21 protein-coding genes and 3 tRNA genes are annotated in these 24,786 nt (G+C 75.5%); 7 read left to right on the forward strand and 17 right to left on the reverse strand.

Annotated features, from left to right (window positions below):
* Positions 1–69 precede the first annotated feature (69 nt).
* The 12 genes from F1C15_RS08605 to tilS form a co-directional block, all read right to left on the reverse strand.
* Positions 70–252, reverse strand: a complete 183-nt coding sequence (locus tag F1C15_RS08605) for a hypothetical protein (RefSeq protein ID WP_056057920.1) — start codon at positions 250–252, stop codon at positions 70–72.
* Positions 253–329: 77 nt separating this feature from the next.
* Entirely contained in the window at positions 330–1,856 is a 1,527-nt protein-coding gene (gene lysS, locus F1C15_RS08610) for a lysine--tRNA ligase (protein WP_185230639.1), read from the reverse strand.
* Between the two features lie 156 nt (positions 1,857–2,012).
* Positions 2,013–2,783 (reverse strand): Rossmann-like and DUF2520 domain-containing protein, encoded by a 771-nt coding sequence (locus tag F1C15_RS08615; RefSeq protein WP_056057925.1) that lies wholly within the window; start codon positions 2,781–2,783, stop codon positions 2,013–2,015.
* Entirely contained in the window at positions 2,780–4,990 is a 2,211-nt protein-coding gene (locus F1C15_RS08620; RefSeq protein WP_255465107.1) for a PH domain-containing protein, read from the reverse strand. Before F1C15_RS08620 ends, F1C15_RS08615 begins: the two co-directional genes overlap by 4 nt.
* Positions 4,987–5,466 carry a PH domain-containing protein gene (locus tag F1C15_RS08625; RefSeq protein ID WP_056057930.1) on the reverse strand — a complete coding sequence of 160 codons (480 nt, stop codon included), beginning with the start codon at positions 5,464–5,466 and terminating at the stop codon, positions 4,987–4,989. Before F1C15_RS08625 ends, F1C15_RS08620 begins: the two co-directional genes overlap by 4 nt.
* Before the next feature lie 38 nt (positions 5,467–5,504).
* Positions 5,505–5,978: a DUF3180 family protein gene (locus F1C15_RS08630; RefSeq protein ID WP_167260846.1), complete on the reverse strand. Its 474-nt coding sequence runs from the start codon at positions 5,976–5,978 to the stop codon at positions 5,505–5,507.
* Positions 5,975–6,643 carry a 2-amino-4-hydroxy-6-hydroxymethyldihydropteridine diphosphokinase gene (gene folK / locus F1C15_RS08635; protein ID WP_185230640.1) on the reverse strand — a complete coding sequence of 223 codons (669 nt, stop codon included), beginning with the start codon at positions 6,641–6,643 and terminating at the stop codon, positions 5,975–5,977. Before folK ends, F1C15_RS08630 begins: the two co-directional genes overlap by 4 nt.
* Positions 6,640–7,116, reverse strand: coding sequence for a dihydroneopterin aldolase (folB, locus tag F1C15_RS08640; protein WP_255465110.1), 477 nt, complete (start codon positions 7,114–7,116; stop codon positions 6,640–6,642). Before folB ends, folK begins: the two co-directional genes overlap by 4 nt.
* Entirely contained in the window at positions 7,113–8,603 is a 1,491-nt protein-coding gene (folP, locus tag F1C15_RS16345; protein ID WP_370543585.1) for a dihydropteroate synthase, read from the reverse strand. The genes folB and folP overlap by 4 nt, the downstream gene beginning before the upstream one ends.
* A gap of 90 nt (positions 8,604–8,693) precedes the next feature.
* Complete coding sequence (ftsH, locus tag F1C15_RS08650) at positions 8,694–10,691, reverse strand: ATP-dependent zinc metalloprotease FtsH (protein WP_056057937.1); 1,998 nt, start codon at positions 10,689–10,691, stop codon at positions 8,694–8,696.
* A 160-nt stretch (positions 10,692–10,851) separates the two neighbouring features.
* The gene (gene hpt, locus F1C15_RS08655; RefSeq protein WP_056057941.1) at positions 10,852–11,403 is read right to left on the reverse strand and encodes a hypoxanthine phosphoribosyltransferase; all 552 of its coding nucleotides are present in this window, start codon (positions 11,401–11,403) and stop codon (positions 10,852–10,854) included.
* Between the two features lie 107 nt (positions 11,404–11,510).
* On the reverse strand, positions 11,511–12,503 hold the full coding sequence (gene tilS, locus F1C15_RS08660) for a tRNA lysidine(34) synthetase TilS (RefSeq protein WP_185230641.1): 993 nt from the start codon (positions 12,501–12,503) through the stop codon (positions 11,511–11,513).
* A 67-nt stretch (positions 12,504–12,570) separates the two neighbouring features.
* On the opposite strand from tilS, the gene ppa reads away from it, so the two are divergent.
* Positions 12,571–13,062 carry an inorganic diphosphatase gene (ppa, locus tag F1C15_RS08665; RefSeq protein WP_056057947.1) on the forward strand — a complete coding sequence of 164 codons (492 nt, stop codon included), beginning with the start codon at positions 12,571–12,573 and terminating at the stop codon, positions 13,060–13,062.
* Positions 13,063–13,126: 64 nt separating this feature from the next.
* Here the strand turns inward: ppa and F1C15_RS08670 are convergent, their stop codons facing one another.
* Positions 13,127–14,422 carry a M23 family metallopeptidase gene (locus tag F1C15_RS08670; RefSeq protein ID WP_185230642.1) on the reverse strand — a complete coding sequence of 432 codons (1,296 nt, stop codon included), beginning with the start codon at positions 14,420–14,422 and terminating at the stop codon, positions 13,127–13,129.
* 261 nt (positions 14,423–14,683) lie between these two features.
* Between F1C15_RS08670 and F1C15_RS08675 the strand changes: the two genes are divergently transcribed.
* From F1C15_RS08675 to F1C15_RS08690, 4 genes are all read left to right on the forward strand, one after another.
* Positions 14,684–14,756, forward strand: a tRNA-Glu gene (locus F1C15_RS08675).
* A 64-nt stretch (positions 14,757–14,820) separates the two neighbouring features.
* Positions 14,821–14,894 (forward strand) — tRNA-Asp (locus F1C15_RS08680).
* A 59-nt stretch (positions 14,895–14,953) separates the two neighbouring features.
* Positions 14,954–15,029: transfer RNA gene (locus F1C15_RS08685), tRNA-Phe, on the forward strand.
* 271 nt (positions 15,030–15,300) lie between these two features.
* On the forward strand, positions 15,301–16,830 hold the full coding sequence (locus F1C15_RS08690) for a glycosyltransferase family 39 protein (RefSeq protein ID WP_185230643.1): 1,530 nt from the start codon (positions 15,301–15,303) through the stop codon (positions 16,828–16,830).
* Between the two features lie 81 nt (positions 16,831–16,911).
* Here F1C15_RS08690 and rocD read toward each other — a convergent pair whose 3' ends face one another.
* Positions 16,912–18,147 carry an ornithine--oxo-acid transaminase gene (gene rocD, locus F1C15_RS08695; RefSeq protein WP_185230645.1) on the reverse strand — a complete coding sequence of 412 codons (1,236 nt, stop codon included), beginning with the start codon at positions 18,145–18,147 and terminating at the stop codon, positions 16,912–16,914.
* Positions 18,144–19,022 (reverse strand): dimethylargininase, encoded by an 879-nt coding sequence (gene ddaH, locus F1C15_RS08700; RefSeq protein WP_056057959.1) that lies wholly within the window; start codon positions 19,020–19,022, stop codon positions 18,144–18,146. Before ddaH ends, rocD begins: the two co-directional genes overlap by 4 nt.
* 104 nt (positions 19,023–19,126) lie before the next feature.
* Between ddaH and F1C15_RS08705 the strand changes: the two genes are divergently transcribed.
* The gene (locus F1C15_RS08705) at positions 19,127–19,564 is read left to right on the forward strand and encodes an Lrp/AsnC family transcriptional regulator (RefSeq protein WP_056057962.1); all 438 of its coding nucleotides are present in this window, start codon (positions 19,127–19,129) and stop codon (positions 19,562–19,564) included.
* A gap of 65 nt (positions 19,565–19,629) precedes the next feature.
* Here F1C15_RS08705 and F1C15_RS08710 read toward each other — a convergent pair whose 3' ends face one another.
* The gene (locus F1C15_RS08710) at positions 19,630–23,190 is read right to left on the reverse strand and encodes a proline dehydrogenase family protein (RefSeq protein ID WP_185230647.1); all 3,561 of its coding nucleotides are present in this window, start codon (positions 23,188–23,190) and stop codon (positions 19,630–19,632) included.
* Between the two features lie 59 nt (positions 23,191–23,249).
* Here F1C15_RS08710 and F1C15_RS08715 point away from each other — a divergent pair, with 59 nt between their 5' ends.
* Positions 23,250–23,747 (forward strand): MarR family winged helix-turn-helix transcriptional regulator, encoded by a 498-nt coding sequence (locus F1C15_RS08715; RefSeq protein WP_185230649.1) that lies wholly within the window; start codon positions 23,250–23,252, stop codon positions 23,745–23,747.
* A 53-nt stretch (positions 23,748–23,800) separates the two neighbouring features.
* On the opposite strand, the gene F1C15_RS08720 is transcribed toward F1C15_RS08715, so the two are convergent.
* Entirely contained in the window at positions 23,801–24,769 is a 969-nt protein-coding gene (locus tag F1C15_RS08720) for a DNA-3-methyladenine glycosylase (protein ID WP_056057970.1), read from the reverse strand.
* Positions 24,770–24,786 lie beyond the last annotated feature (17 nt).

A 24,786-nucleotide genomic window follows, 5' to 3' on the forward strand; every position in this document is an offset into this window, starting at 1 on the left:
CCCGTCCGGGCCCCTCCACGAGGGAGAGGACCCAGGACGAGTCACCTCGTCAGAGCTCGGAGCGGCGCCTCAGCGGCCGGAGCGCTCCTCGGCCTCGGCGCGGGCGCGCTCCTCCGCCTCGATCTGCGAGTAGACGGTCCGCTCGGTGCGGTCGGCTCGGAGCAGCGACCGCACGGCGAACCAGAAGATCAGCCCGACGACGATGGTCGGGGTCACGGCGAAGAGCGCAGCTCCCCAGAAAGTCTCAGGCACTCCACAAGGGTAAGCGATGGTGCCCGGGAGTCCACCGGGTACCGCGGCCGGCCCTCACGAGCCGACCCGCGCCTCCCTCACTTGACGAGCGGGAAGAGGATCGTCTCGCGGATGCCGAGACCGGTGATCGCCATCAGCAGGCGGTCGATGCCCATGCCCATGCCGCCGCTCGGCGGCATGCCGTGCTCGAGCGCGCGGAGGAAGTCCTCGTCGAGGCGCATCGCCTCCGCGTCGCCGCGGGCCGACAGCGCGGCCTGCTCGACGAAGCGCTCGCGCTGGATCACCGGGTCGACGAGCTCCGAGTACGCCGTCGCCAGCTCGAAGCCGCGCACGTAGAGGTCCCACTTCTCGACCACGCCGGCCTTCGACCGGTGCTGGCGCACGAGCGGGCTCGTGTCGACCGGGAAGTCGACGACGAAGGTGGGGCGCTCGAGCGACGGCTTGACGAAGTGCTCCCAGAGCTCCTCGACCAGCTTGCCGTGCGTCTCGTGCGGCACGACGAGCTCGACCGAGTCGGCGAGCTCCCGCAGCTCGGCGACCGTCGTCTCGGGCGTGATCTCGCGGCCGGCGGCCTCGCTGAGCGACTCGTACATCGGCACGCGGGCCCACTCGCCGCCGAGGTCGTACTCCGAGCCGTCGGCGAGGGTGACGAGGTGCGAGCCGGCCACGGCGTGCGCGGCGTTCTGCACGAGCTCCTGCGTGAGGCGGGCCATCTGCTCGTAGTCGCCGTACGCCTGGTAGGCCTCGACCATCGCGAACTCGGGCGAGTGGGTGGAGTCGGCGCCCTCGTTGCGGAAGTTGCGGTTGATCTCGAAGACGCGGTCGATGCCGCCGACCACCGCGCGCTTGAGGAACAGCTCGGGCGCGATGCGGAGGAAGAGCTCGGTGTCGAAGGCGTTGCTGTGCGTCTGGAACGGACGCGCCGCGGCGCCGCCGTGCATCGTCTGGAGCATCGGGGTCTCGACCTCGAGGTACTCGTACGAGTCGAAGGTGCGACGCAGCGACGAGACGGCCGCGGCACGGGCCCGCACGGTCACGCGAGCCTGGTCGCGCACGATCAGGTCGAGGTAGCGCTGACGCACGCGCGTCTCTTCGCTGAGCTCGGAGTGCAGGTTCGGCAGCGGCAGGATCGCCTTCGCGGCGATGCTCCACTCGGCGACCATGATCGACAGCTCGCCCCGCCGCGACGAGATGACCTCGCCCTTCAAGAAGACGTGGTCGCCGAGGTCGACGAGCTCCTTCCAGTCGGCGAGCGCCTGCTCGCCGACGGCCGCGAGCGAGACCATCGCCTGGATGCGCGTGCCGTCGCCGGCCTGCAGCGCGGCGAAGCAGAGCTTGCCGGTGTTGCGCGCGTGCACGACGCGGCCGGCCAGGCCGACGACGTCGCCCGTCTCGGCGCCGGGCTCGAGGTCGGCGTGGCGGGCACGGACGGCGGCGATCGTGTCGGTCACCGGCACGCCCACGGGGTAGGCCTCGCGGCCCGACTCGAGCAGGCGGGCGCGCTTGTCGAGGCGCACCTGCTTCTGCTCCGACGCCTCACGGGCCGCCTCGGCCTCGGCGGCCGCCTCGTCGGTGGGGGTGCTGGTGTCGGGGGCGTCGGTCATGTGCGAGGGGCTCCTGCAGGGGACGAAGGGTGGAGGCGGTGCGGGCGGTGCGGGCCCGGGCGCGGAGGGGGCTGGCGGGACGGGGCTGGCGGGGCGGGCTGGCGGGGCGGGCTGGCGGGGGCGTGCGGGAGGCGCGGTGCGGGTCGAGCCCGGACCTCACGCCCCGTGCCGCGGTGACGGCCCGTCGTCGGCCGACGGGCGCCCGAACGGCGCAGTGTCGATGGTACCGGGGCCCACCGACCCCTCGGCGACGGCGAGGGCGCGGTCCATGGCCGAGCGGACGAGCGGCGCGATCACGCGACCGGGGTCGGGCACGCCGAGCTCGGCGAGCATGCCGACCGACTGGGTGACGATCGCCGCCGAGAACTCGGACGCGGTGGCGACGGCCTCGGCGTAGCGCGGCCGGTCGGCCTCCGCGACGAGCACCGGCTCGGCGCCCATCTCGACGACGAGCGCCTGGCCGATCGGCTGCACCGGCACCGGCGCGGTGACCGCGCAGTACGCCTCGCGCAGCCGCACCAGGTCGATGGTCGTGCCGGTGAAGGTGAGGGCGGGGTGGATGGCGAGCGGGATCGCCCCGGCCTGCAGCGCGGGGCGGAGCACCTCGAGCCCGTGCACGGGCGACGTGTGCACGACGAGCTGGCCGGCCTGCCAGGCGCCGGTCGCGGCCAGGCCCGTGACGAGGTCGGCGAGCTGGTCGTCGGGCACCGCGAGCAGCACGAGCTCGGAGCGCTCGACGATCTGCTGCACGGTCAGCACCGGAGCACCGGGCAGGATCGCCTCGGCACGGTCGCGGCTGCGCTCGGAGACGGCCGAGATGCCGACGATCGCGTGGCCGGCCGCGGCGAGCGCGGCGCCGAGCACGGGCCCGACGCGGCCGGCCCCGACGACTCCGATGCCGAGGCGTCCGCTCTGCTGGGGGCTCATCGAGGGTCGTCCTCTCGGTGGCGGGCGGGGGCGGGGGTCGGTGCGGGTGCGGACGCCGGCGTCGGGGCTGGTGCGGGGGCCGGTGCCGGGGCCGGGGCGGGTGCGCGTGGCGGTGCCGGGGCGGGTGCCGGCGGGGCGTCCGGGGGCGTGACGGGCGTCGGCGACCCGACCCGCGACTCCTCGGGGGGAATCCGAGAGGGATCCGACGCAGCGAGCCCGTTCTCCGCGGCTGCCTGGTCGCTCGCAGCCGGATCACTCTCAAATTTGAGAGCAGGGGCAGGGGCAGGGGCGGGAGCGGGAACGGCGGGAGCGGGAACGGCGGGAGCGGGAGCGGCGGAAGCGGGAGGGGCGGCGGGGCCCGGGGAGGCGGCGGGCACGACGCCGGCAGCGGTGGCAGGAGCCGAGGCGGCGGCGGGGACCGGGGAGGCGGGGGGCTCGGCGGCCGAGGCGACGGCGAGCCAGCGGTGGGTGCGGTCGGCCCGGGCGGCCTCGACGCCGTCGCGGGCGGCTCCGGTGAAGAAGGCGAGGGCGTCGGCCTCGTCGAGGGCGCCGATCTGGGCGGTGATCGGCCCGGCGACCGTGTGCAGGTGCACGGCGGCGAGGCGGAGCCGCCGCAGCAGCGGGCCCTGGTGCAGGCTCACGCTCTGCACCCGGGGCAGGGGCACGATGATCAGCTCACGCCAGATCGCACCCTTCCGCAGCAGCAGCGCGCCGGGCGCCGCCCGGAAGCCGTTGCGCCGCCACGAGAACCAGCGCAGCACCGCGGCCCGACGCGGCGACGTCGTGAAGCCGCCGTCGGAGCCGCGCGACGTGAGGCCGTCCTCGACGAGCCGCAGCGTGTGCGAGGCGTGCTCGTCGGCCGCGGCGCGCAGGTCGTCGGGGGGCGAGGCCGCCGCAGCGGGCCCTGCCGGGCCGTCGGCGACCACCGTCGGCGCCCCGTCCGCGTCGGCCTCCGCCGCCGCCGCGAGCCCGACCAGCTCGGGCAGCACGAGCTCGAGCACCCGGCGCACGTCGCCCTCGTCGCCCACGGGCAGCAGCACGCTCGCGCCCTGCTGCCCCGTCGACGACGACGACGCCGTGCTCGACCGCGAGGCGCGGTTGATGCTGATCTCCCACCAGCCGAACGGTCGCCAGAGCAGCGGCTGGCTCACGCGCACCGAGTGGATGCGCCCGGGCGGCAGCGTCTCGTTCGTCGTCGAGAACAGGCCGTAGCCGATGCGGACGCCGTCACGGGTGCCGGCGATGCTGTACCGCAGCGACTTCGAGACCCGGTTGACGTAGTAGCCGCTCGAGCCGAGCACGGCCGGCAGCAGCGCGAAGAGCAGGAACCACTCCCCCGTCAGCCGCACCGTGACGACGACGGCGATCGCGGCGGCGACGATGAACAGCGTGTAGCCGCTGAGCACGACGGAGCCGACCAGCCTGCGGAGGTCGACCCGCACGACCGACTCGGGAGGCGCCTCCTCGGTGCCGTCCGCGAGGAACTCCGCGGCGCGCTGCTCGACGAGGCCGACGAAGCCCGGCCGCCCGGCCGGCCCCTTCGCCAGCGAGACCCCCTCGGCGCGCTGGGCCCCGGAGGCGCGGCGCAGGATCTCGCGTCGGAGGTCGTCGGCCGAGGCGGAGCGCAGGTACGCGAGGCTGACGTTGGCGTCGTCGCCCGCCTGGCTGACCTCGAGCTTGGCGGCGCCGAACAGCCGCGCGAGGACGGGCCGCTGCACGGCGATGCCCTGCACCCGGTCGAGGCGGGCCCGACGCTCGGTGCGGAAGACGATGCCGCTGCGCACCTCCACCGTCTCCTCGGTGACGCGGAACGTGTTCATCCGCCAGGCCAGCCAGAAGAAGGTCGAGAGCACGGCCACGACGACGACGAGCCCGAGCAGCACCCAGCCGAGCAGGCCGTGGTCGACGACGTAGCCGAACGGGTCGCCGTCGTCGCCCCCGCGGCGCCCGCTGACGATGCCGGCGACGAGCTGCACGACCCAGTCGCGAGCGTTGTAGACGATGATGCCGAGGGCGACGATCAGCGCGGTGCCGCCGCGGAGCAGGGGCGTCGCCGGGTGCAGCCGGTGCCACTCGCCGTCGGTGAGGGCCGCGACCTCGGCGGGGGCCGGCGGGCCGGCGGGGCCAGCGCGACCGGCCGGGCCGACAGGGCCGACGGGGCCAGCGGGATCGGCCGGCCCCGGAGCCGGCGGCCCGACGTCGGTCACAGCCCCGCCCGCCTCGACTCGGCGAGCTCGACCAGGCGGTCGCGCAGCGCCTCCGCCTCGGCCTCGGGCACCCCGGGGATGGTCACGGCCGACGACGCGGCCGCCGTCACGAACTTGAGGTCGCTGAGCCCGAGGGCGCGCACGACCGGCCCGCGGTTGATGTCGATGAGCTGCATGCGGCCGTAGGGCACGGCGACGACGCGGGTGAACAGGATGCCCTTGCGCAGCAGCAGGTCGTCGTCGCGCAGCTGGTAGCCGATGGCCCGCACGCGCCGCGGCACGAACGCGCAGACGAGCAGGGTCACGACGACCAGCCCGGCCGTCAGGAGGCGCCACCACAGCGAGTCGAGGAACCACAGCGGCAGGGTGGCCGCCGCCACGACGAGACCCGTGACGAGCCAGCCGATCACCTCGGGCCAGACGTACCGCGGCGAGACGCCCGTCCAGGTCGCGTCGGCGACGTCGAGTCGGCTCATGGCGGTCCTCCGGGGCGGTGCGGTCGGCGGGCGTGCTCTCAGGCGGCCTGGGCCCCCGGCCCGCCGTCGTCGTCGTCACCGGGCGGCACGGTGCACATGTGCTCGGCGACGATCCCCCCGACGAGGAGGCCGAGGCCCCCCACGACGGCCACGACCGCGGGCACGACGGAGCCTACTGCCACCCCCACGCCGCGCGTCGTCATGAACAGCAGCACCCCGCCGGCGCCGCCGCCGAAGAGCGCCCCGGCCAGGCTGCTGGCCTTCGCGAGCAGCAGCACCCGGGTCGCGTAGTACGGGTCGACGCGCTCGGTGCGCGAGCCCCGGGCCACGCGGCGGACCGGCATCGCCATCGTCACGACGATGCCGCCGATGGCGAGCAGCACGAGACCGAGCACCACGGGCGGCACGATCGACGGCCGACCGGTCGCGACGAGCGCCGCGTCGAGCACGAAGCCGACCACGAGGGCGACGACGGCGAGGCCGATCAGGGTGGCGGGGCGGGTGTGTCTCACGCGTCGGCTCCGGGGGTGTGGTCGGGGGCGGGGGCGGCGGGCTCGGAGCGGACGGCGCCGGGAGCGCGCTCGGCGGGCGGCCACAGCGCGCCGGCTCCCGCGACCGGCCGGGTGCGGTCGGGCAGCGCGGCGAGCAGGTCGGCGACGCGCCCTGCCCGGCCGAGCCGCGCCTCCGGCTCGACCTGCAGCCAGGGCTCGAGCACGAAGGCCCGCCCGGCGGCGCGCGGGTGGGGCAGCGTGAGGCGCGGGTCGTCGCTCTCGTCGTCGCCGAGCACGACCACGTCGAGGTCGAGGGTGCGGTCCCCCCAGCGCTCGGTGCGCACCCGGCCCCGGTCGGACTCGATCGACTGCAGGGCCGCCAGCAGGTCGAGACCCCCGAGGGTGGTGTCGACGAGGGCGACGGCGTTGAGGTAGTCGGGCTTGCTCTCGTCGGGCCCGTCGAGCGTGACGGCCACCGACGAGACGGGGGCGGACGCTGCGACGACGTGCACCCCGTCGACGGCGTCGAGGGCCGCGACGGCGTCGCGGAGCAGCCCGTCGCGGTCGCCGAGGTTGGAGCCGAGCGCGATCACCGCGCGACGGGCGAGGGGCCCGGGAGGCGCGGTGGGGGAGCCGGGGACCGGGACGGAGCCGGGGCCGGAGCGCGCGGGCCCCGCCGTGCTCACGCGCGCTCCCGGACGACGGTGATCGACACGTCGCCGAACGGCACCGTGATCGGCGCGTGGGGCTTGTGCACCGTGACCTCGGCCCGCACCGCGGCGGGGAACGACAGCACGACGTGCGCGAGCCGCTCGGCGAGGGTCTCGACGAGGTCGACCGGGTCGCGCTCGACGGCGGCGACGAGCTGCTCGGCGAGCACGCCGTAGTGGACGGTCTGCGCGAGGTCGTCGCCGTCGGCGGCCGGCGCGGCGTCGAGGTGCACGACGACGTCGACCACGAACTCCTGGCCGTCACGGCGCTCGTGCTCGAAGACGCCGTGGTGGCCAGTGGCCCGCACGCCGCTCAGGCGCAGCACGTCCAGGCCGCGCGGCACGAGGCGGAGGGCCGGGGCGGCCGGAGCTGCGCCGTCAGCAGCAGCGCCGGCGGCAGCAGCGCCGGCGGCGTCCGCGGCACCGCCCGCCGGCACCTCGGCGCTCACGCGTGCCTCGCCGGTCGGGCGGGCACGGCAGCGCCCTGCCAGGCGTGCAGCACGTCGAGGGCGACGCGGGTGCCGGCCGCGTCGTGCACGCGCACCGCCCACACGCCGGCCTGGGCCGCGAGCACGCTCACCACGGCGGTGGGCAGGTCGCGGTGCTCGGGCGGGGCGCCGTCGGGCAGCAGCTCGCCGAGGAACCTCTTGCGCGACGCCCCCACCAGCAGCGGCTGGCCGAGGCGGGCCAGCTCGGGCAGGGCCGCCAGCACGCGCCAGTTCTGGGCGGCGTCCTTCGAGAAGCCGACGCCGGGGTCGAGCACGAGGCGGTCGAGTCGCACGCCCCGGCCCGCGAGGGCGTCGACGCGGGCGGCGAGCTCGTCGCGGACGCGGCGGGCGACGTCGCCGCCGTAGTCGGGCGCGCCGCGGCCGTGCTCGAGGTGACCGCGCCAGTGCATGGCGACGAAGAGCCGCTCGGTCTCGGCGGCCACGTCGGCCATCGCGTCGTCGGCGAGGCCGCCCGAGACGTCGTTGATCACGTCGGCGCCGGCCTCGACGGCGGCGCGCGCCGTGGAGGCGTTCATCGTGTCGACGCTGACCCGCACGCCCTCGGACGCCAGCTCGCGGACGACGGGCAGCACGCGGCGCTGCTCCTCGAGCGGGTCGACCCGGGACGCCCCGGGGCGCGTCGACTCGCCGCCCACGTCGACGAGGTCGGCACCCGCGGCGACGAGCTCGCGAGCGTGGTCGAGGGCCGCGCCGAGGCCGACCCAGCGACCGCCGTCGCTGAAGGAGTCGGGGGTCACGTTGAGGATGCCCATCACGAGGGCGCGGCCGCCGTCGGCGGGCAGCAGGTCGAGCGGGACGGCCGGGCGGGACCGGACGACGACGGGCGCCGCGTCGGCTCCCCGACGCCGTGCGCGCTCACCACGGGGCCGGCCGGGCTCGACCGAGGAGCGCGGGGGCCCGTCGACCAGCCCGGGGGCGGCGTGCGAGCCGACCCGGGTGCGCTCGGCGCCGACGGGCAGCGGGCCGTCGAAGCGGCCCCCCGCGACGAGGCGACGGCCGGAGGCGCGGGTCGGCTCGGCCTCGCCGCCCGCCTGCACGGGGGTCGAGACCGCGCGTCGCGACACGGCGTCGCGCGCCGGCGTCGGCCGCGCGGGCTGCGCCGAGGGCGACTCGGCGGGAGTCGGCGTCGGCTGCGCGGGAGTCCGGGCCGGCGGCACGCGGATCACCGCGGCGGGCACCTCCGCCGCTGCCCGCGTCGCCGGAGTGTGCGTCACGGGAGGGAGCTGGGCGGGCGGCCGGACGGCGGCCGTCTCGTCGAGGGCGAGCGCGAGGCGTCGCTCCGTGCCGGAGGCCGGGGCCGACGTCGGCGGAGCGTCGACCTCGACCGGGTCGGGGTACCGCTCGCGCCCACGGGGCCGCCTCCACGCCGGAGCGTCGGGCGCGGCGGCCGGGTCGCGGCGGGAGCCGCCGGTCGGCGAGTCGGTCACGAGGTGCTCCTTGCCATCAGGCCTACGGTTCGACTGACCAGGCTACCGACCGGGGCGGGAGCTCCACACCGCCCCGGTCGGGTGGCCCGCTCAGGCCGTGGCGATGCCGGGAGCGGTGCGCGGCGGGCGCTTGCGGGTCGTGAGGCCCTCGGGCTCCGGCTCGGAGCCGACCCCGCCGTCGACGGCGTCGGCGTCGACGGGTGCCTTCGTCGGCATCGGGATCGCGGGGCGGTCCGACACGGGGCGCTTGTCGCTGGAGAGCCACTGCGGGCGCTCGGGCAGCTTCTTGACGTCCTTGAAGATCTCCGCCAGCTCGTCGTGGTCGAGGGTCTCCTTCTCGAGGAGCTCGGCGGCGAGGTGGTCGAGGATGTCGCGGTTGTCGTTGATGACGGCCCAGGCCTCGTCGTGCGCCTGCTCGAGCAGCACGCGCACCTCGGCGTCGACGGTCTCGGCGATCGTCTCCGAGTAGTCGCGCTGGCCCATGTCGCGGCCCATGAACTGCTCGCCCGAGCCCTGGCCGAGCTTGACCGAGCCGACCTTGTTGCTCATGCCGAACTCGGTGACCATCTTGCGGGCGGTGCCCGTGGCCTTCTCGATGTCGTTCGAGGCGCCGGTGGTCGGGTCGTGGAAGACGAGCTCCTCCGCGACGCGGCCGCCCATGGCGTAGGTGAGCTGGTCGAGCAGCTCGTTGCGGGTCACGCTGTACTTGTCCTCCAAGGGAAGCACCATCGTGTAGCCCAGGGCACGGCCGCGCGGCAGGATCGTGATCTTCGTGACCGGGTCGGTGTGGCGCATCGCCGCGGCGGCGAGGGCGTGGCCGCCCTCGTGGTACGCGGTGATGAGCTTCTCGTGGTCGTTCATGATGCGGCTGCGGCGCTGCGGGCCGGCCATGACGCGGTCGACGGCCTCGTCGAGGGCGCGGTTGTCGATCAGCTGCGCGTTCGAGCGAGCCGTCAGCAGCGCGGCCTCGTTGAGCACGTTGGCCAGGTCGGCACCGGTGAAGCCCGGCGTCTTGCGGGCCAGCACCTCCAGGTTGACGGAGGCGGCGAGGGGCTTGCCCTTGCCGTGCACTTCGAGGATCTGCTTGCGGCCGTCGAGGCCCGGGGCGTCGACGCCGATCTGGCGGTCGAAGCGGCCGGGGCGCAGGAGGGCGGGGTCGAGCACGTCGGGACGGTTGGTCGCCGCGATCAGGATGACGTTCGTCTTGACGTCGAAGCCGTCCATCTCGACGAGCAGCTGGTTCAGCGTCTGCTCGCGCTCGTCGTTGCCGCCGCCGACGCCGGCGCCGCGGTGGCGGCCGACGGCGTCGATCTCGTCGACGAAGATGATGGCGGGCGAGTTCTGCTTGGCCTGCTCGAAGAGGTCACGGACTCGGCTGGCGCCGACGCCGACGAACATCTCGACGAAGTCCGAGCCGGAGATCGAGAAGAACGGCACGCCGGCCTCGCCGGCGACGGCGCGGGCCAGCAGGGTCTTGCCGGTGCCGGGAGGGCCGTAGAGCAGCACGCCCTTGGGGATGCGAGCGCCGACGGCCTGGAACTTCGCGGGCTCCTTGAGGAACTCCTTGATCTCCTCGAGCTCCTCGATCGCCTCGTCGGCGCCGGCCACGTCGGTGAACATGACCTGCGGCGTCTCCTTCGACGCGAGCTTGGCCTTGGACTTGCCGAACTGCATGACCTTGCTGCCGCCGCCCTGCATCGACGAGAGCAGGAACCAGAAGATGGCGCCGATGATCACGAAGGGCAGGAGGACGCTCAGCAGCGAGAGGAACCAGTTGCCCTGCGTGACGTTGTCGTCGAAGCTCTCGAGCTTCGCGTCGTCGACCGCCTGGACGACCTCGTCGCCGCGGGGGGTCGCGTAGTAGAACTGCTGCTGCTCGTCGCCGTCCTTCAGGACGAGGTCGACGCGCTGCTCGTTGCTGAAGATGGTCGCCGAGGAGACCTTGTCGTCGTTCAGAGCCTCGAGGCCCTTCTGGGTCGACACGCGCGTCGAGCCGGAGGCGCTGATGACGCTCCAGCCGATCCCGATGCCGAGCACCGCGATCACGACGTAGATGATCGGTCCGCGGAAGAGTTTCTTGAGGTCCATGTCAGTACGGGCGGAGCCCGACACCTTTCTGCAGGGAGAACGTGAGGGAGAGGTTACCTCGCGTCCCCTCGGGGGCTGGTGGGTGTTCGCTCTGAGCGGTCGGGGAGCCCCTCACTGGGGCCACGGCCCCCGTCGGGCCCTCGGCCCGCCCGGGCCCCGGTCAGCTGTAGACGTGGGGCGCCAGCACCCCGACGCCGCGCAGGTTGCGGTACTTCTCGTCGAAGTCGAGGCCGTACCCCACGACGAAGTCGTTGGGGATCTCGTAGCCGACGTACTTCACGTCGACCTGCACCTTGGCGGCGGCCGGCTTGCGGAGCAGGGCGAAGATCTCGACGGAGGCGGCGCCGCGGCTCTTGAGGTTCTCGAGCAGCCACGAGAGGGTCAGGCCCGAGTCGATGATGTCCTCGACGATGATGACGTCGCGACCGTGCAGGTCGGTGTCCAGGTCTTTCAGGATGCGCACGACGCCCGACGACTTCGTCCCCGAGCCGTACGACGACACGGCCATCCAGTCCATCGGCGCGTTGAGCTTCAGCTCGCGCGCGAAGTCGGCCATCACCATGACGGCGCCCTTGAGCACGCCCACGAGCAGCGGGTCACGGCCGGCGTAGTCGACCTCGACCTGGCGGGCGACCTCCGCGATCTTCGCGTGGATCTGCTCCTCGGTGTAGAGGACGCTGGTGAGGTCGCCGTCGATGTCGCTGAGTTCCATGGGCGCGCGTTCTCCTGGGGGGTCGGGGATGACGGGGTGGGGGCGACGACGTCGGAGGTGACGACGTCGGGGGCGAGGGGCGGCGGCGCTGGTCGAGCGGCCGGGCCTCAGGCGGTGCCGGCGGCGCTGAAGTGCAGCACGCCCCCGGTGCGCTCCACTGTAACGCCCGGCAACGAGACGGCTCCCTGGCCGTGCCAGTCGGTCACGAGGCGGGCGACCTCGAGGGTCTGCGAGCGGCTGAGGACGACGCCGAACTCGCCCTCGACGGCCAGCCGGATCAAGCGCTGTCGGAGCGCGGCCGGGTCGGCCGCGAGCGCGCGGACGTCGAGCGAGATGCCGGCCTCGGCGTGGTCGGCGACCTCCTCGGCCTGCTCCTCGGCGAAGTGGTCGAGTGCCTCGGAGTCCTCGCGCAGCTGCGCCGCGGTGCGGACGAGGGCCACCGCGACGCCGGGGCCGAGCTCGCGCTCGAGCACCGGCAGCACGACCTGCCGGACGCGCACGCGGGCGAACGAGGCGTCGTCGTTGTGCGGGTCGAGCCAGGGGTCCAGCCCGAGGTCGGCGCAGGAGGCGCGGGTCGTCTCCCGCCGGACGGCCAGCAGCGGCCGTCGCCACGGCCCCCGCACCGCGTCCATCCCGTGCAGGCTGGTGGGCCCGCTCCCCCGCGCGAGCCCGAGCAGCACGGTCTCGGCCTGGTCGTCGAGGGTGTGGCCGAGGAGCACCGCGACCGCACCGGTCTCGGCCGTGACCTCGCGCAGGGCCCGGTAGCGCGCCTCCCGGGCTGCCCCCTCCGGGCCGCCCTCGACGCCGACGGCGACGCGGCGGACGACCACCGGGGCGAGCCCGAGCGCCGTCGCCTGGGAAGCGGCCGCGGCCGCCACCTCGGCCGACCCGGACTGCAGCCCGTGGTCGACCACGACGGCGCCGGCCCGCAGCCCCGCCCGGGGCGCCTCGAACGCGGTCGCCGCGGCGAGCGCCAGCGAGTCGGGCCCGCCGCTCAGGGCGACGAGCACGAGGGAGTCGGCGGCCAGGTCGCCGAGGGAGCCGCGGACGGCCCGGCGGACGTCGGCCATGGCGGGGGTCAGACGCGGTCTGTCGGGCATCTTGTAACGTTACCGGCAGCCGCCGACCGGTCTGGTCGGCACCCCCACGACTGAACCAGGAGCACCCATGGCCGCGTACGACGCCGTGATCGAGATCCCCAAGGGAAGCCGCAACAAGTACGAGGTCGACCACGAGACCGGTCGCGTCTACCTCGACCGCGTGCTCTTCACCGGCTTCGTCTACCCGACCGACTACGGGTTCTTCGAGAACACCCTCGGCCTCGACGGCGACCCCGTCGACGTGCTCGTGCTGCTCGACTACCCGCTCTTCCCCGGCGTGGGCGTGAAGGTCCGCCCCGTGGGCGTCTTCAACATGACCGACGACGGCGGCAGCGACGCCAAGGTCATCGCCGTGCCGGCGAAGGACCCGCGCTGGGAGCACATCCAGGACGTCACCGACGTGCCGGAGTTCCTCCGCAAGGAGATCGAGCACTTCTTCGAGCACTACAAGGACCTCGAGCCCGGCAAGTGGGTCAAGACCGAGGGCTGGGGCGACGCCGCCGAGGCCGAGGCCATCGTCGAGGCCGGCATCGTGAAGCTGGCGGCCGAGGGCCACTGACCCGCACCCGCCGACGACGGAGGGCCCGACACCTGCTGGTGTCGGGCCCTCCGTCGTCGTGCCGCTAGAGGCGGATGCCGCGCTGCGCCATGAAGTCGACCGGGTTGGCGGGCGTGCCGCCGACCCGTGTCTCGAAGTGCAGGTGGCAGCCGGTCGAGTTGCCGGTCGAGCCGACGTGGCCGATCTGCTGCCCGACCTCGACGTGCTGGCCCACGCTCACCGTGATGCCGCCGTTCGGCTGGTGCCCGTAGCCGGTGGTGACGCCGCCGCCGTTGTCGAGCAGGACGAAGTTGCCGTAGCCGCCGTACCAGCCGGCGTAGCTCACCGTGCCGCTCGTCGCCGCGAAGATCGGCGTGCCGCAGGCCGCGGCGAGGTCGGTGCCCGCGTGCAGGATGTAGGCGTGCGTGACCGGGTTCACCCGCATGCCGAAGCCGCTCGAGATGTTCCCGCCCGACGGGCGCGTCCAGCCGGCGCTCGAGACGACGCCGGTGGGGGTGCCGTTCGTGGGGCTGCCCAGGCGGGCCGCCTCGGCGGCGGCGGCGGCCTCCGCGGCCTTGCGCTCGGCCTCGCCCTTCTCGAACTCCTCCTTGGTCGTGGTGAGGTCCGACTGGAGGATCGCGAGCTGCGTGTCGAGCCGGCTCTTGTTCTCCTCCTGGGCGGCGACGGCGTCCGCCGCGGCCTGGGCGGCCTCGTTGGCCGCCGCCAGCGCGTCCTCCGCCTCGACGGCCAGGGCCTTGAGCGCCGTGGCGGCGACGTCGGCCTGGTCGCTGAGCGACTGGGCGGTGTTGCGGTCCTGCGTGGCCTGCGAGTAGATGCCGTCGGCCTGCTCGGTCAGCTTCGACATGGCGCCGATCTTGTACAGCAGCTCGTTGGCGTCGCCCGGGTCGGCGATGAGGCTGCTGCTGATGTCGTTGCCGCCCGACGAGCGGCCGAGCTGGGCGGCGAGCTGGCCCGCGCGCTCCTCGCTGGCGGCGGCGACGGCGTCCGCGGCGTCGGCCTGGTCCTGCAGCTGGCCGAGCTTGAACTCGGCCTGGTCGTAGGCGGTCTGCGCCTCCTCGTAGGCCGCGCCCTTCGCCACGGCGTCGGCGTTCGCGGCCTCGAGGTCGGTCGAGAGCTGGGCGAGGAGGCCCGTGATGGTGGCGATCTCGGCGGCCTTCGCGTCCGTGTTCGCCTGGGCGGCGGCGACCTGCTCCCACGTGGGGTAGTCGGCGGCCCGGGCGGATGTCGGGGCGGCGAGCACGCTGCCGGTGACGGCCAGCGAGAGGGCGGCGGCGACGAGGGCGAGGCGGACGGGGCGGCGGTCGGCGCTCGTGAGGAGGCCGCGGGCGGCACGCGGCCGTCGGGGGGAGGTCGAGATCATGAGGCATCACCGGTTCGTCGTGGTCGAGGCGCCGTGCGGCTCCGCCCGGCCGGGCGCAGGGCCGTCGCGACCAAGCATCAAGGACAGGTCGAACCTAGCTCCCGCTCCCCCCTCCGAGCGAGACCCCCGTCGGTGTGGCGACGGGGCGTCGCGGTCGTGAGGGACCCTCCTGGACCGGGGAGGCGCCTCCCCGGTTTGCATCGTGGCCGCGGGTTGCGTATGCTCCTTCCTCGGTTGCTCTGTGATCTTCCGAGGTCACTCGGCCCCATCGTTTAGTGGCCTAGGACACCGCCCTTTCACGGCGGCAGCACGGGTTCGAATCCCGTTGGGGTCACGGTTCCAGCAATGGTCTCGAGTCCGGTAGCATCGTTCACGGAAACACCACGCACCACCAGTTTGGCCCTGTAGCGCAGTTGGTTAGCGCGCCGCCCTGTCACGGCGGAGGTCGCCGGTTCAAGTCCGGTCAGGGTCGCAGCGACGGGTCACCCCGTCCGAGAGGCACCGCCTCTCACCAGGAGCTACGGCTCCCTCGGCTGGGTAGCTCAGTTGGTAGAGCGTTCGACTGAAAATCGAAAGGTCCGCGGATCGACGCCGCGTCCAGCCACCACGAAGCCCCCGGCCCCGCCGGGGGCTTTCTCGTTGCCCGGCGCGCTGCCGACGTGCCCGGGGCTCGCTCCCGGCCCGCCCGGGCCCGCTCGCAGCTCCCCCCGGGGTCGCTCGCGACGCGTCGGAGGGGCACCCGCTAGCATCGGACGACCGTCCCCGCGCCCGAAGAACCGAGAGGTCCACGGATCGATGCCGTGCCCAGCTGCCGAGAGCCACGCCGAGGGCCCCGCCGCCGCGGGGCCCGGCTCCCCTGACCTCCGGGCCGCCGTCGCGTGAGCATCGGGCACGACCCCGCGGTCGCACACCCCCGCAGCCGCTGGCTCGACCCCGTGGTCGCCGGCCTGGCGGCGCTGCTGGTGGGCTTCGCGGCGTCGTGGGTGCCGTCGTACTGGAGCGACGAGGCGACCACCCTCCAGGCCGCCCGCCTGCCCCTCGGCTCGCTGCTCGAGTTCACCCACCAGCGGGACGCCGTGCACACCGCCTACTACGTGGTGATGCACGCCTGGACGACCCTGTTCGGCGAGAGCACCCTCGCGACCCGCCTGCCGAGCGCCCTCGCCGCGGGGGCCGGCGCCGCGGGCCTCCTGGTGCTCGTGCGGATGCTGACGACGCGCACGACGGCCGTCCTCGCCGCCGGCATCTACGCGGTGCTGCCCCGGCTGACCCTCGAGGCGGCGGAGGCCCGGCCCTACGCCCTCACCGCTGCCCTCGCCGTCTGGGCGACCGTCCTCGTCCTGGTCGCCTCGCGGCGGCAGAGCCGGTGGTGGTGGGTCGCCTACGGCGCCGGCCTCGCGGCGTGCATCGCCGTGTTCGTGCCCATGGCGACGATCGTGCTCGTGCACGGCGTCTTCCTGCTGCTCGCCCCGGCGCAGCGACGTCGTCGGGGAGCGCGCCACCGCCTCCTGGGCTGGTCCATCTCGACCGGCGCCGCGCTGCTCGTCACCGCCCCGGTGATCGGCACGGTCATCCGCGAGCGCACGCGGCTGCTGGGCAACGGCGACCCCGCGACGGGCTCCGACGTCACCTGGTACTCGGTGCTCGTCGAGCCCTGGTTCGCGACCTCCGTGGCCTACGCCGTGCTGGGCGCCGCCCTGCTCATCCTGCTCGGCACGCGCCTCCGCGACCGCTCGCGCACCCCCGGCAGCGTCGTGCTGCTCGGCGCGCTCTGGGTCGTGCTGCCGACCGGGGTGATGCTGCTGGTCGGCCTCGCCATCGCGCCGCTCTTCCAGGCCCGGCTGGTGGCGTGGTCGGCGCCGGGCATGTGCCTGCTGCTGGCGGTCGCCATCACGGGGTTCCGGAGGCGGTGGGTCAGCATCGCCCTGATCGCCCTGCTGGTCGCGGCCTCGGTGCCGACGTACGTGCTGCAGCGGCTGCCCGACGGCAAGGGCGGCGGCGCCGACCTCGCGCAGGTCGCCAGCTACGTCGAGCAGCAGGCCCGCCCGGGCGACGCCGTCCTGCTCGACGCGACCGGGGTCGTCTCGACCCGGCCCCGCCAGGCTCTGTACGCCTACCCGCAGCGCTTCGCGGGGCTCGACGACGTGGCCTTCGTCAGCTCGGGCATCGCCGCCGGCCGGTTCACCGACGAGACGCTCCAGCTCGACGACGCCGACGACCGCGCCGAGCTCTCGGAGCGCCTCGCCGCCACCGACCGGGTCTGGATCGTCCGGCGCCAGGTCGACGTGCTGACCGACGACGACCGCGAGCTGCTCGAGGGCCTCGGCTTCGCGAACGCCCAGGAGCACCGCACGGGGCGGAGCGTCGTCTACCTCTTCGTCAAGCCCGAGGGGCGCGCGGGCGGCTGAGGCCCGGCCGGGCCTGGCCGAGCAGCCGGGCGGCCAGGCGGCCGGTCCAGCCGGGCGGCCAGGCCGGCCGGCGACCCGACCTCAGGCGCGGAGGTCGCGCAGCACGGCCGCGAGCGTCGACACGAGCTCGTCGACCTCGGCCTCGGTGATCACCAGCGGCGGGGCGAGGCGGATGGTCGAGCCGTGCGTGTCCTTCGCGAGGACTCCGCGGCGCATGAGCTCCTCGCAGACCTCCCGCCCGGTGCCGACCGCGGGGTCGATGTCGACGCCCATCCACAGCCCGGCGCCGCGCACGGTGACGACGCCCTGGCCGACGAGAGCGTCGAGGCCCTCGCGCAGGCGGGCGCCGAGCCGCGCGGCCCGCTCCTGCCACTCGCCGGTCGCGAGCATGCGCACGACGGCGAGCCCGACGGCCGCCGCGAGCGGGTTGCCGCCGAACGTCGAGCCGTGCTCGCCGGGCCGCAGCACGCCGAGGACGTCGCGGTCGCCGACGACGGCGCTGACCGGCACGACGCCGCCGCCGAGGGCCTTGCCGAGCAGGTAGAGGTCGGGCACGACGTCGACGAGCTCGCAGCTCACGGTCGCGCCGGTCCGGCCGAGGCCCGACTGGATCTCGTCGGCGATGAACAGCACCCGGCGCTCCCGCGTGATGCGGCGCACCTCGGGCAGGTAGTCGGCCGGCGGCACGACGACGCCCGCCTCGCCCTGGATCGGCTCGAGCAGCACGGCCACCGTGTCGTCGTCGATCGCGGCCTCGAGCGCGGCGGAGTCGCCGTAGGGCACCGTGAGGAAACCGGGGGTGTAGGGGCCGAAGTCGGCCCGCGCCTCCTCGTCGTCCGAGAAGCTGATGATCGTCGTGGTGCGGCCGTGGAAGTTGCCCGACGCCACGATGATCTTCGCGGCCCCGGGCCGCACGCCCTTGACGCGGTAGCCCCAGGCGCGCGCGACCTTGACGCCCGACTCGACGGCCTCGGCGCCGGTGTTCATCGGCAGCACCATCTGCTTGCCGAGCAGGGCGGCGAGCTCGGCGGCGAACGGGCCGAGCTGGTCGTTGTGGAACGCCCGGCTGGTCAGCGTCACCCGGTCGAGCTGGTCACGGGCGGCCGCGACGAGGGTCGGGTGGCCGTGGCCGAAGTTCACGGCCGAGTAGGCGGCGAGGCAGTCGAGGTAGCGGCGGCCGTCGACGTCGGTGACCCAGGCGCCCTCGGCGGTCGCGACGACCACGGGCAGCGGGTGGTAGTTGTGGGCCAGCGCGGCGTCCTCGACGGCGATGGCCGCCTCGGTGGGGCCGGAGGCGCGGGTCGTGTCGATCGTCATCGTCGCAGCTCCAGGGTGCAGCACTTCACGCCGCCCCCGCCGAGCAGCAGCTCGGAGAGGTCGACGCCGACCGGCTCGTAGCCCCGCTCGCGCAGCTGTCGCGCGAACCCCGTGGCCTTCTCGGCGATCACCACGTGGAGACCGTCGCTGTAGCTGTTCAGGCCGAGGATGGTCGCGTCGTCGTCGCTGACCAGGACGGCGTCGGGGAACCGCTCGCGCAGCACGGCCAGAGAGGGCTCGTCGAAGGCGCTCTCGAGGTAGGCGATGTTCTGGGCGCCGCCCTCGACCGGCTCCGGGTCGAGCACGGCCACCGCGGTGTCGAGGTGGTAGAACCGCGGGTCGACCAGGGTCAGGCCGACGACCTCGCGACCGGTGACCCGGGCGAGCTCGGCGTGGGAGTCGGAGGCGCTGCGGAAGCCCGTGCCGGCGAGGATCACGTCGCCCACGAGGAGGAAGTCGCCCTCGCCCTCGTTGACCTCGACGGGCTCGGCGACGCGGAGGCCCGCCTGTCGGAACCACTCCATGTAGGCGGGGCCCTCGGGCTGGCGCTCGGGGTAGGTGAACTTGGCGCCGTAGGCGACGCCGTCGAGCACGAAGCCCCCGTTGGCCGCGTAGACCATGTCGGGCAGGCCGGGCAGCGGGTCGATCAGCTCGACCTGGATGCCGAGCCGGAGGTAGGTCTCGTACAGTGACTCCCACTGCCGCACGGCGAGCGACGTGGAGGTCGGCTTCGACGGGTCCATCCACGGGTTGATGCGGTAGCTGACCGTGAAGTGGTCGGGCCGGCACATCAGCACCGTGCGGCGGGAGGCCCGTCGCGTCGGCGCCGGCGAGGCGGCTGCGGAGGGCTGGGCGGTGGGGGCTGCGATGCTCACGCCAGCCAGTGTCACACGCAGCCTGCGCATCATGGACGCTCAGGACGCACTTAAGTTGCGCAGGCGAGGCCCACCGCGCAACTTTCTAGCGTAGGATGCCCGATGTGGACAACCTCGACTACGGCATCATCGACCTGCTGCGCCAGAACGCCCGGGCGGGCTACGGCGACATCGGCTCGTCGGTGGGCCTCAGCGCCTCCGCCGTGAAGCGACGCGTCGACCGCCTGGTGGCCGACGGCGTCATCAAGGGGTTCACGGTGCAGGTCGACCCCGCCGTCGACGGACTCGGCACGGAGGCGTTCGTCGAGCTCTTCTGCCGGGGCACCGTGTCGCCGGCCGAGCTGCAGCGCATCCTCAGCACCGTGCCGGAGGTGGTCGACGCCGGCACCGTCACCGGCAGCGCCGACGCGATCGTGCACATGCGCAGCCGCGACATCCCGTCGCTCGAGGAGGCGCTCGAGCGCGTCCGGAACGCCCCGAACGTCGACCACACCCGCAGCGCCATCGTGCTGTCGAAGTTGATCAGCCGCCAGCCCGCGTAGCGCGCCGAGCGTCGAGCGCGCTCCGCGCACGGAACGCGCGCCGCCCCGCGGTGCGCCCCCGCGCCCTACAGGCGCAGGTCGCGGAACGCCGGGTCGACGTGGCCGGCCCGGTGGGTGACCACCGCCACCGCCTGCTCGCGCACGAAGGGCAGCAGCTCGACCCGCCCCTCCTCCGTGACGTCGCCCGCGTGCACGACGACGTCGAGGCTGCCGCCGACGGCCACGGCGAGCGCCCGCGGGTCGCCGCCCACCAACCGGACGACCAGGTCGCGGTACCGAGCCACGGCCTCCGGGTCGGCGTCGGGCAGGCGCCCGTCTCCCCGGGCGTCCCGCGCGACGGCTCCCGCAGCCCCGGCGGCGGCCTCGTCGTCGGAGGCGCCCTCCGCCGCGTCGGGATCGGCCGCCCGGGCCAGCAGCTCGAGGTCGTCGAGGGGGTCGGGCCGCCCGCCGCCGCGCTGCAGCAGGCCGGCGGCCGCCCGGGCACGGAACGCCTCGTCGCCCTCGACCACGATCTCGCCCACGCGGAGCGGGGCCCCGGGCGCCCGCACGAGCTGGACGAGCGCCGCCGGCAGGGGCACGGGCGAGCTCACGTCGACCGGGGCGCCGGCCCGCGCCGCCGCCACGAGGAGGCGCACCAGGTCGGCGAGGTCGCCGTCGGACGAGAGGCGGACGACGACCGGGCGCGCCCGGTGCCGCAGCAGGACCCTCTCGACGCCGGCTCCGACGGCCTCCCGGGGGGCGAAGACCGCCTGCCAGGCCTGCTCGTCGGAGACCGCGCCCGACCGGACGCGGTCGAACTGCTCGAACGACAGCCCGGAGCGGGCGGCCTCGATGACCGCCACCACCGCCTCCGACAGGCCGGTGAGGCGGAGCGACGCCTGCGGCTCGCGCGGCACGCTCCACCACCGCCCCTGGGCCACCACGGCGTCGGCGCCGGTCGGCGAGACCATGCCCACCGACGAGCGGCCCCAGCCCGCCGCCGGCTGACGTCGGGCGGCGACGTCGGCGGTGCTGCCGTTCACGACGAGGGCACCGGCGTCGGTGCGGCGCACCCAGCGGGCCACCTCGTCGACGTCGCGCGAGGCGACGGCGGCCACGTGGCCGCCGCCGAGGGCGGCCTGGTGGGCGAGGGCCTCGTCGAGCGTGGCGACCCGCACGACGCGCAGCAGCGGGCCGCGGACGGCCTCGTCGACGACGCCCGGCTCGCCGACGCCCTCGACGACCCCGAGCGACCAGAGCGCGCCCTCGTCGTCGAGCTGACGGGGCTCGACCAGCCAGCGATCGCCCTCGCGCAGCGTCGTGAGCGCGGCCCGGAGGGCCGGCCCGGCGGGCTCGACGAGCGGGCCGAGGCGGGTGGAGAGGTCGTCGGCCCGCCCGACCTCGAGGCTCGTGACGGCGTCGACGAGCTGCCGGCGCAGGCGGGAGTCGTCACCGGCCGAGCCGACGAGCAGCACGTGGCTGGTCGCGACGCGCGAGCGGCCCGCGCCGCTGACCGCGCCGCGCACGATCGCGTCGACGGCGAGGTCGACGTCGGCGCTCGGCGTCACGACGACGACCCCGGGGGCGTCGAGCCGGGCCGTGAGCGGCAGGTCGGGCCGCCACGACCGGAACAGGCGGGCCGTCTCGACCGAGCCCGAGAACACCACGCGGTCGACGGCGGGGTGCACGACGAGGTCGCGGCCGAGGTCGTCCTCGTCGAGCTCGGCGAGCGCCAGCAGCTCGGGCGGGACGCCGGCCGCCCAGAGCACCTCGCAGAGCACGGCAGAGGTGCGCCGCGCGCGGGGGTCGGGCTTCAGCACGACGCCGCTGCCGGCGGCGAGGGCCGCGGTCGCGCCCTCGGCGGGCGCCGCGAGGGCGGCGGCGGCGTCCGAGACCACGACCGTCAGCCGGGGAGGCGCCCAGCGCGCTCCCGTGACGCCCTCGAGGCCGCGCGCCAGGGCCGCGTGCCGCCGCGCCGCGTCGACCACCTCGCTGACCTGGTGGTCGGCCTCCCCGACCGTGGTGCCCGTCTCGCCGACCAGCACCTCGACCAGGGTCGTGCGGGCCGCGGCGAGCGCCGCGGCCGCCCTGTCGAGGAGCTGGGCCCGCGTGGCGGCCTCGGCGTGGCCCCACAGGACGCCGGCCTGGGCCGTGCGGGAGACGACCTCCTCGAGGGCGTCGCGGTCGAGCACGCGGGAGCGGCCGACGGTCTCCACGCCCGCGTGCGACGTCGCGGCGCGGGCCAGGACGCGACGGGCGGCCCGCCGACTGCGCTCGAGGGCCGGGTCGGTGTCGCCGACCCCGCCGTGACCCGGCGCGGCGGGCCGGGTGACGAGGTCGTCGCCCCGGGCCGCGAGCTCCGCCGCGGCGAGCCAGCGCTCGACCGCCGCGTCGAGGTCGTCGGCGGTGGCCTCCGCCGACTCGCTGAGCCGGTGGAGCAGCCACGGGACGGCCGCGTCGGGCTCGGCGTGCGGCGCGACCGGCACGTGCAGCACGAGCCCGCCGGCCTCGGCCAGCACGGCGTCGGCCTCGGCCGCTCCGAGCTCCGCCTCCAGGTCGAGCAGGTGCGTGACCTCCCGCGCCCGCGCGAGGGTCCAGGCGTGGGCGAGGTCGAGGCGGCCGCGGGCGGCGACCGCGACGTGGGCGACCTCGGCGTGGGCGGGGCGCAGCGCCCAGTCGAGCACGCGGTGGTGGGCGGCGTCGGCCTCGACCGGGGCCGGCGGCGTGGCGGCGGCCCAGCCGTGGCGGTCCGCCTCGGCGACCGCGGACGACGGGTCGCCGCCGGCGGAGAGCCGGACGCGGATCGGGGCGCCGCCGCGGGCGACGCGGCCGCGCGCCCAGTCGGTGAGCAGCTGGAGCGAGGGCAGCGAGTCGGGCAGGCCGGTGGGGAGCGCGACGCCGGCGACGAGGTCGCGCAGGTGAGGCTGGTCGAGGAGGCGCGTGAAGACGTCGATGGTGAGGTCGAGGTCGGCCGAGCTGGTCACCTCGAGGGTCACCAGCCGGGCGGGCTCGGCGGCCAGGGCCCGCTCGTAGAGCGGCGTGAGCCGCTCCACCGCGAGCGCGCTGGTCTCGTCGACGGCCCACGGGGAGGACGGCCCGACGACGGCGTCGACGGTCGTGCGGACGCCCGCGACGTCGTCGTGGCCGAGCACGGCGGTCAGCTCGGCGAGCCGCCGGTCGGCGCCGGCCCGGCCGAGCACCGCCGGGCCCAGCACGCTGACGTCGAGGCGGACGCCCTCGCGGGCCCGCAGCGCGGCCAGGGCAGCGCCGCGCTTCTCGGGCGCGGCGTCGACCACGAGGTGCTGCAACGTACGACGGAGCGCCTTCCGCGCCACGCCGATGACCGACCGCGGAGCGAGCGGGCCGAACCCGCCCGCGGCAGAGACGGCGGCGCGGAGGTGCCAGGGCAGCGTCGACGGCATCGAGCGGCTGAGCGCGTCGAGCGTGCGGGCCGCGACGGCGGGGTCGGCGGCCCCCAGCACGCCGTCGACGACCGCGAGGCTGAAGGCGAGCCCGTCCGGGTCTCGGACGACCGCGGTGAGGCGCGCGGCGTCGCGGTCGGCGGGGGACGCGGCGGCGGCCGCGGCCCAGCGACGTGCCGTCTCGACGGTCTGCTGCGGGAGGTCGGCGGCGCGCAGATCGGACATGAGCAGAGGATATGCCGCGCCGCCGACCCTGCCCTGGCACGCGTCCCTATGCTGGGCCCATGCCCGACCCGCTCACCGACGACGACTGGGCCGTCTGGGACGAGTTCTACGCGATGCGGCGCCGCCTCGACCGGGCCCTCGAGCTCCGGCTGCACCACGACTCCGGCGTCTCCGCCCCCGAGTACGAGATCCTCGTCGGGCTCGGGCGCAGCTCCGACCGGCGGCTCCGCGTGCGCGACATCGCCGAGCAGATCGGCTGGGAGAAGAGCCGCGTCAGCCACCAGGTCACCCGCATGGAGAGGCGCGGCCTCGTGCGGCGCTCCGACTGCTCGTCGGACGCCCGCGGCACGTGGGTCGAGCTGACCGCGGACGGCCGCCGGGCCATGCTCGCGGCGACCCGCGGGCACACCGAGGCCATCCGCCGCTACTTCGTCGAGGCGCTCGACGCCGACGCCGGAGTCGTCCGCGGGTTCTCCCAGCGCGTCCTCGCCGCGATCGGCGACGACGCCTCCCCCGACGCCCCCGCACCGCGGGCGGCCGACGCGCAGCCCTGCTGAGGGCCTGCCCGGCCTCTCGCCCACCGGGCCTCACGCCCACCGGGCCTCTCGCCTCAGTGCGACCGGTGGTCCTGGATCGTCATCCGCGGCCCGAACTTCGGCTTCGAGAAGCCGCTGCCGGTGATCAGGCGGACCACCCGGCCCCGGTGCCCCCGCCACGGCTCGAGCAGCTCGAGCATGCCGTCGTCGTCGACGGGCCGGCCGACGAGGGCCCAGCCCACGAGGGCGGCCAGGTGGTAGTCGCCGACGCTGGGCGCGTCGGGGTCGCCGTGCGCGCGCTGCATCGTCTCGGCGGCCGTCCAGACGCCGACGCCCGGCACGGAGCGGAGCCGGCGTTCGACCTCGGCGCCGCCGCGCCCCAGGGCGACGGTGCGCTCGAGCGACGCGGCCACGGCGCAGACCCGCATCACGGTGTCGGAGCGCTGCGGGCCGACGCCGGCCCGGTGCCACTCCCAGCTGGGCACCCGGCGCCAGGTGGCCGCGTCGGGCGGGACGGTGAGGCCCTCGGGCGCCGGCCCGGGCGCGGGGTCGCCGTGGCGGCGCACCAGCTCGCGCCAGGCCCGCCAGGCCTCGCGGCTCGTCACCTTCTGTTCGAGCACCGCGGGCACGAGCGACTCGACGACCAGGCCCGTGCGCGAGAGCCGCAGGCCCGGTGCCCGGTGCCGCGCGGCGGCGAGGAAGTCGACCCCCGAGACGTCGAGCCCCGACCAGTCGTCGCCCTCGCCGAGCATCTCGGGCACGGAGGCCAGCAGCCACTCGGCGCCGGGGCCCCAGGTCGCCGCGTGGACGCCGTCACGCCCGGAGGTCAGGCACAGGGTGGCCGCGCCCGCCGGGGTGCGGACGGCCCGCCACAGCTGGCCGCCGACCGCCCGCCACGCGGGGTCGCCCGCGCCGCGGGCGAGCGGCCGGAGGGTGGCCCGGACGTCGACGGGGGCCGCGGGCGACCAGGTGCTCTCGAGCGGCGCGGCGTCGTCGCCCGGCACGGCGCCCGCGGAGGCGTCGAGGGCCGGTGAGAGCGTCATGCGGCGATGGTAGGCGA

It is taken from the genome of Frigoribacterium sp. NBH87 (assembly GCF_014217665.1).
Lineage (GTDB): Bacteria > Actinomycetota > Actinomycetes > Actinomycetales > Microbacteriaceae > Frigoribacterium > Frigoribacterium endophyticum.

Coding starts and splice junctions, on each gene's coding strand:
- lysS (WP_185230639.1), bottom strand. CDS start 1,856: ATGACCGACGCCCCCGACACCAGCACCCCCACCGACGAGGCGGCCGCC.
- F1C15_RS08615 (WP_056057925.1), bottom strand. CDS start 2,783: ATGAGCCCCCAGCAGAGCGGACGCCTCGGCATCGGAGTCGTCGGGGCC.
- F1C15_RS08625 (WP_056057930.1), bottom strand. CDS start 5,466: ATGAGCCGACTCGACGTCGCCGACGCGACCTGGACGGGCGTCTCGCCG.
- ftsH (WP_056057937.1), bottom strand. CDS start 10,691: ATGGACCTCAAGAAACTCTTCCGCGGACCGATCATCTACGTCGTGATC.
- hpt (WP_056057941.1), bottom strand. CDS start 11,403: ATGGAACTCAGCGACATCGACGGCGACCTCACCAGCGTCCTCTACACC.
- tilS (WP_185230641.1), bottom strand. CDS start 12,503: ATGCCCGACAGACCGCGTCTGACCCCCGCCATGGCCGACGTCCGCCGG.
- ppa (WP_056057947.1), top strand. CDS start 12,571: ATGGCCGCGTACGACGCCGTGATCGAGATCCCCAAGGGAAGCCGCAAC.
- F1C15_RS08670 (WP_185230642.1), bottom strand. CDS start 14,422: ATGATCTCGACCTCCCCCCGACGGCCGCGTGCCGCCCGCGGCCTCCTC.
- rocD (WP_185230645.1), bottom strand. CDS start 18,147: ATGACGATCGACACGACCCGCGCCTCCGGCCCCACCGAGGCGGCCATC.
- F1C15_RS08710 (WP_185230647.1), bottom strand. CDS start 23,190: ATGTCCGATCTGCGCGCCGCCGACCTCCCGCAGCAGACCGTCGAGACG.
- F1C15_RS08715 (WP_185230649.1), top strand. CDS start 23,250: ATGCCCGACCCGCTCACCGACGACGACTGGGCCGTCTGGGACGAGTTC.
- F1C15_RS08720 (WP_056057970.1), bottom strand. CDS start 24,769: ATGACGCTCTCACCGGCCCTCGACGCCTCCGCGGGCGCCGTGCCGGGC.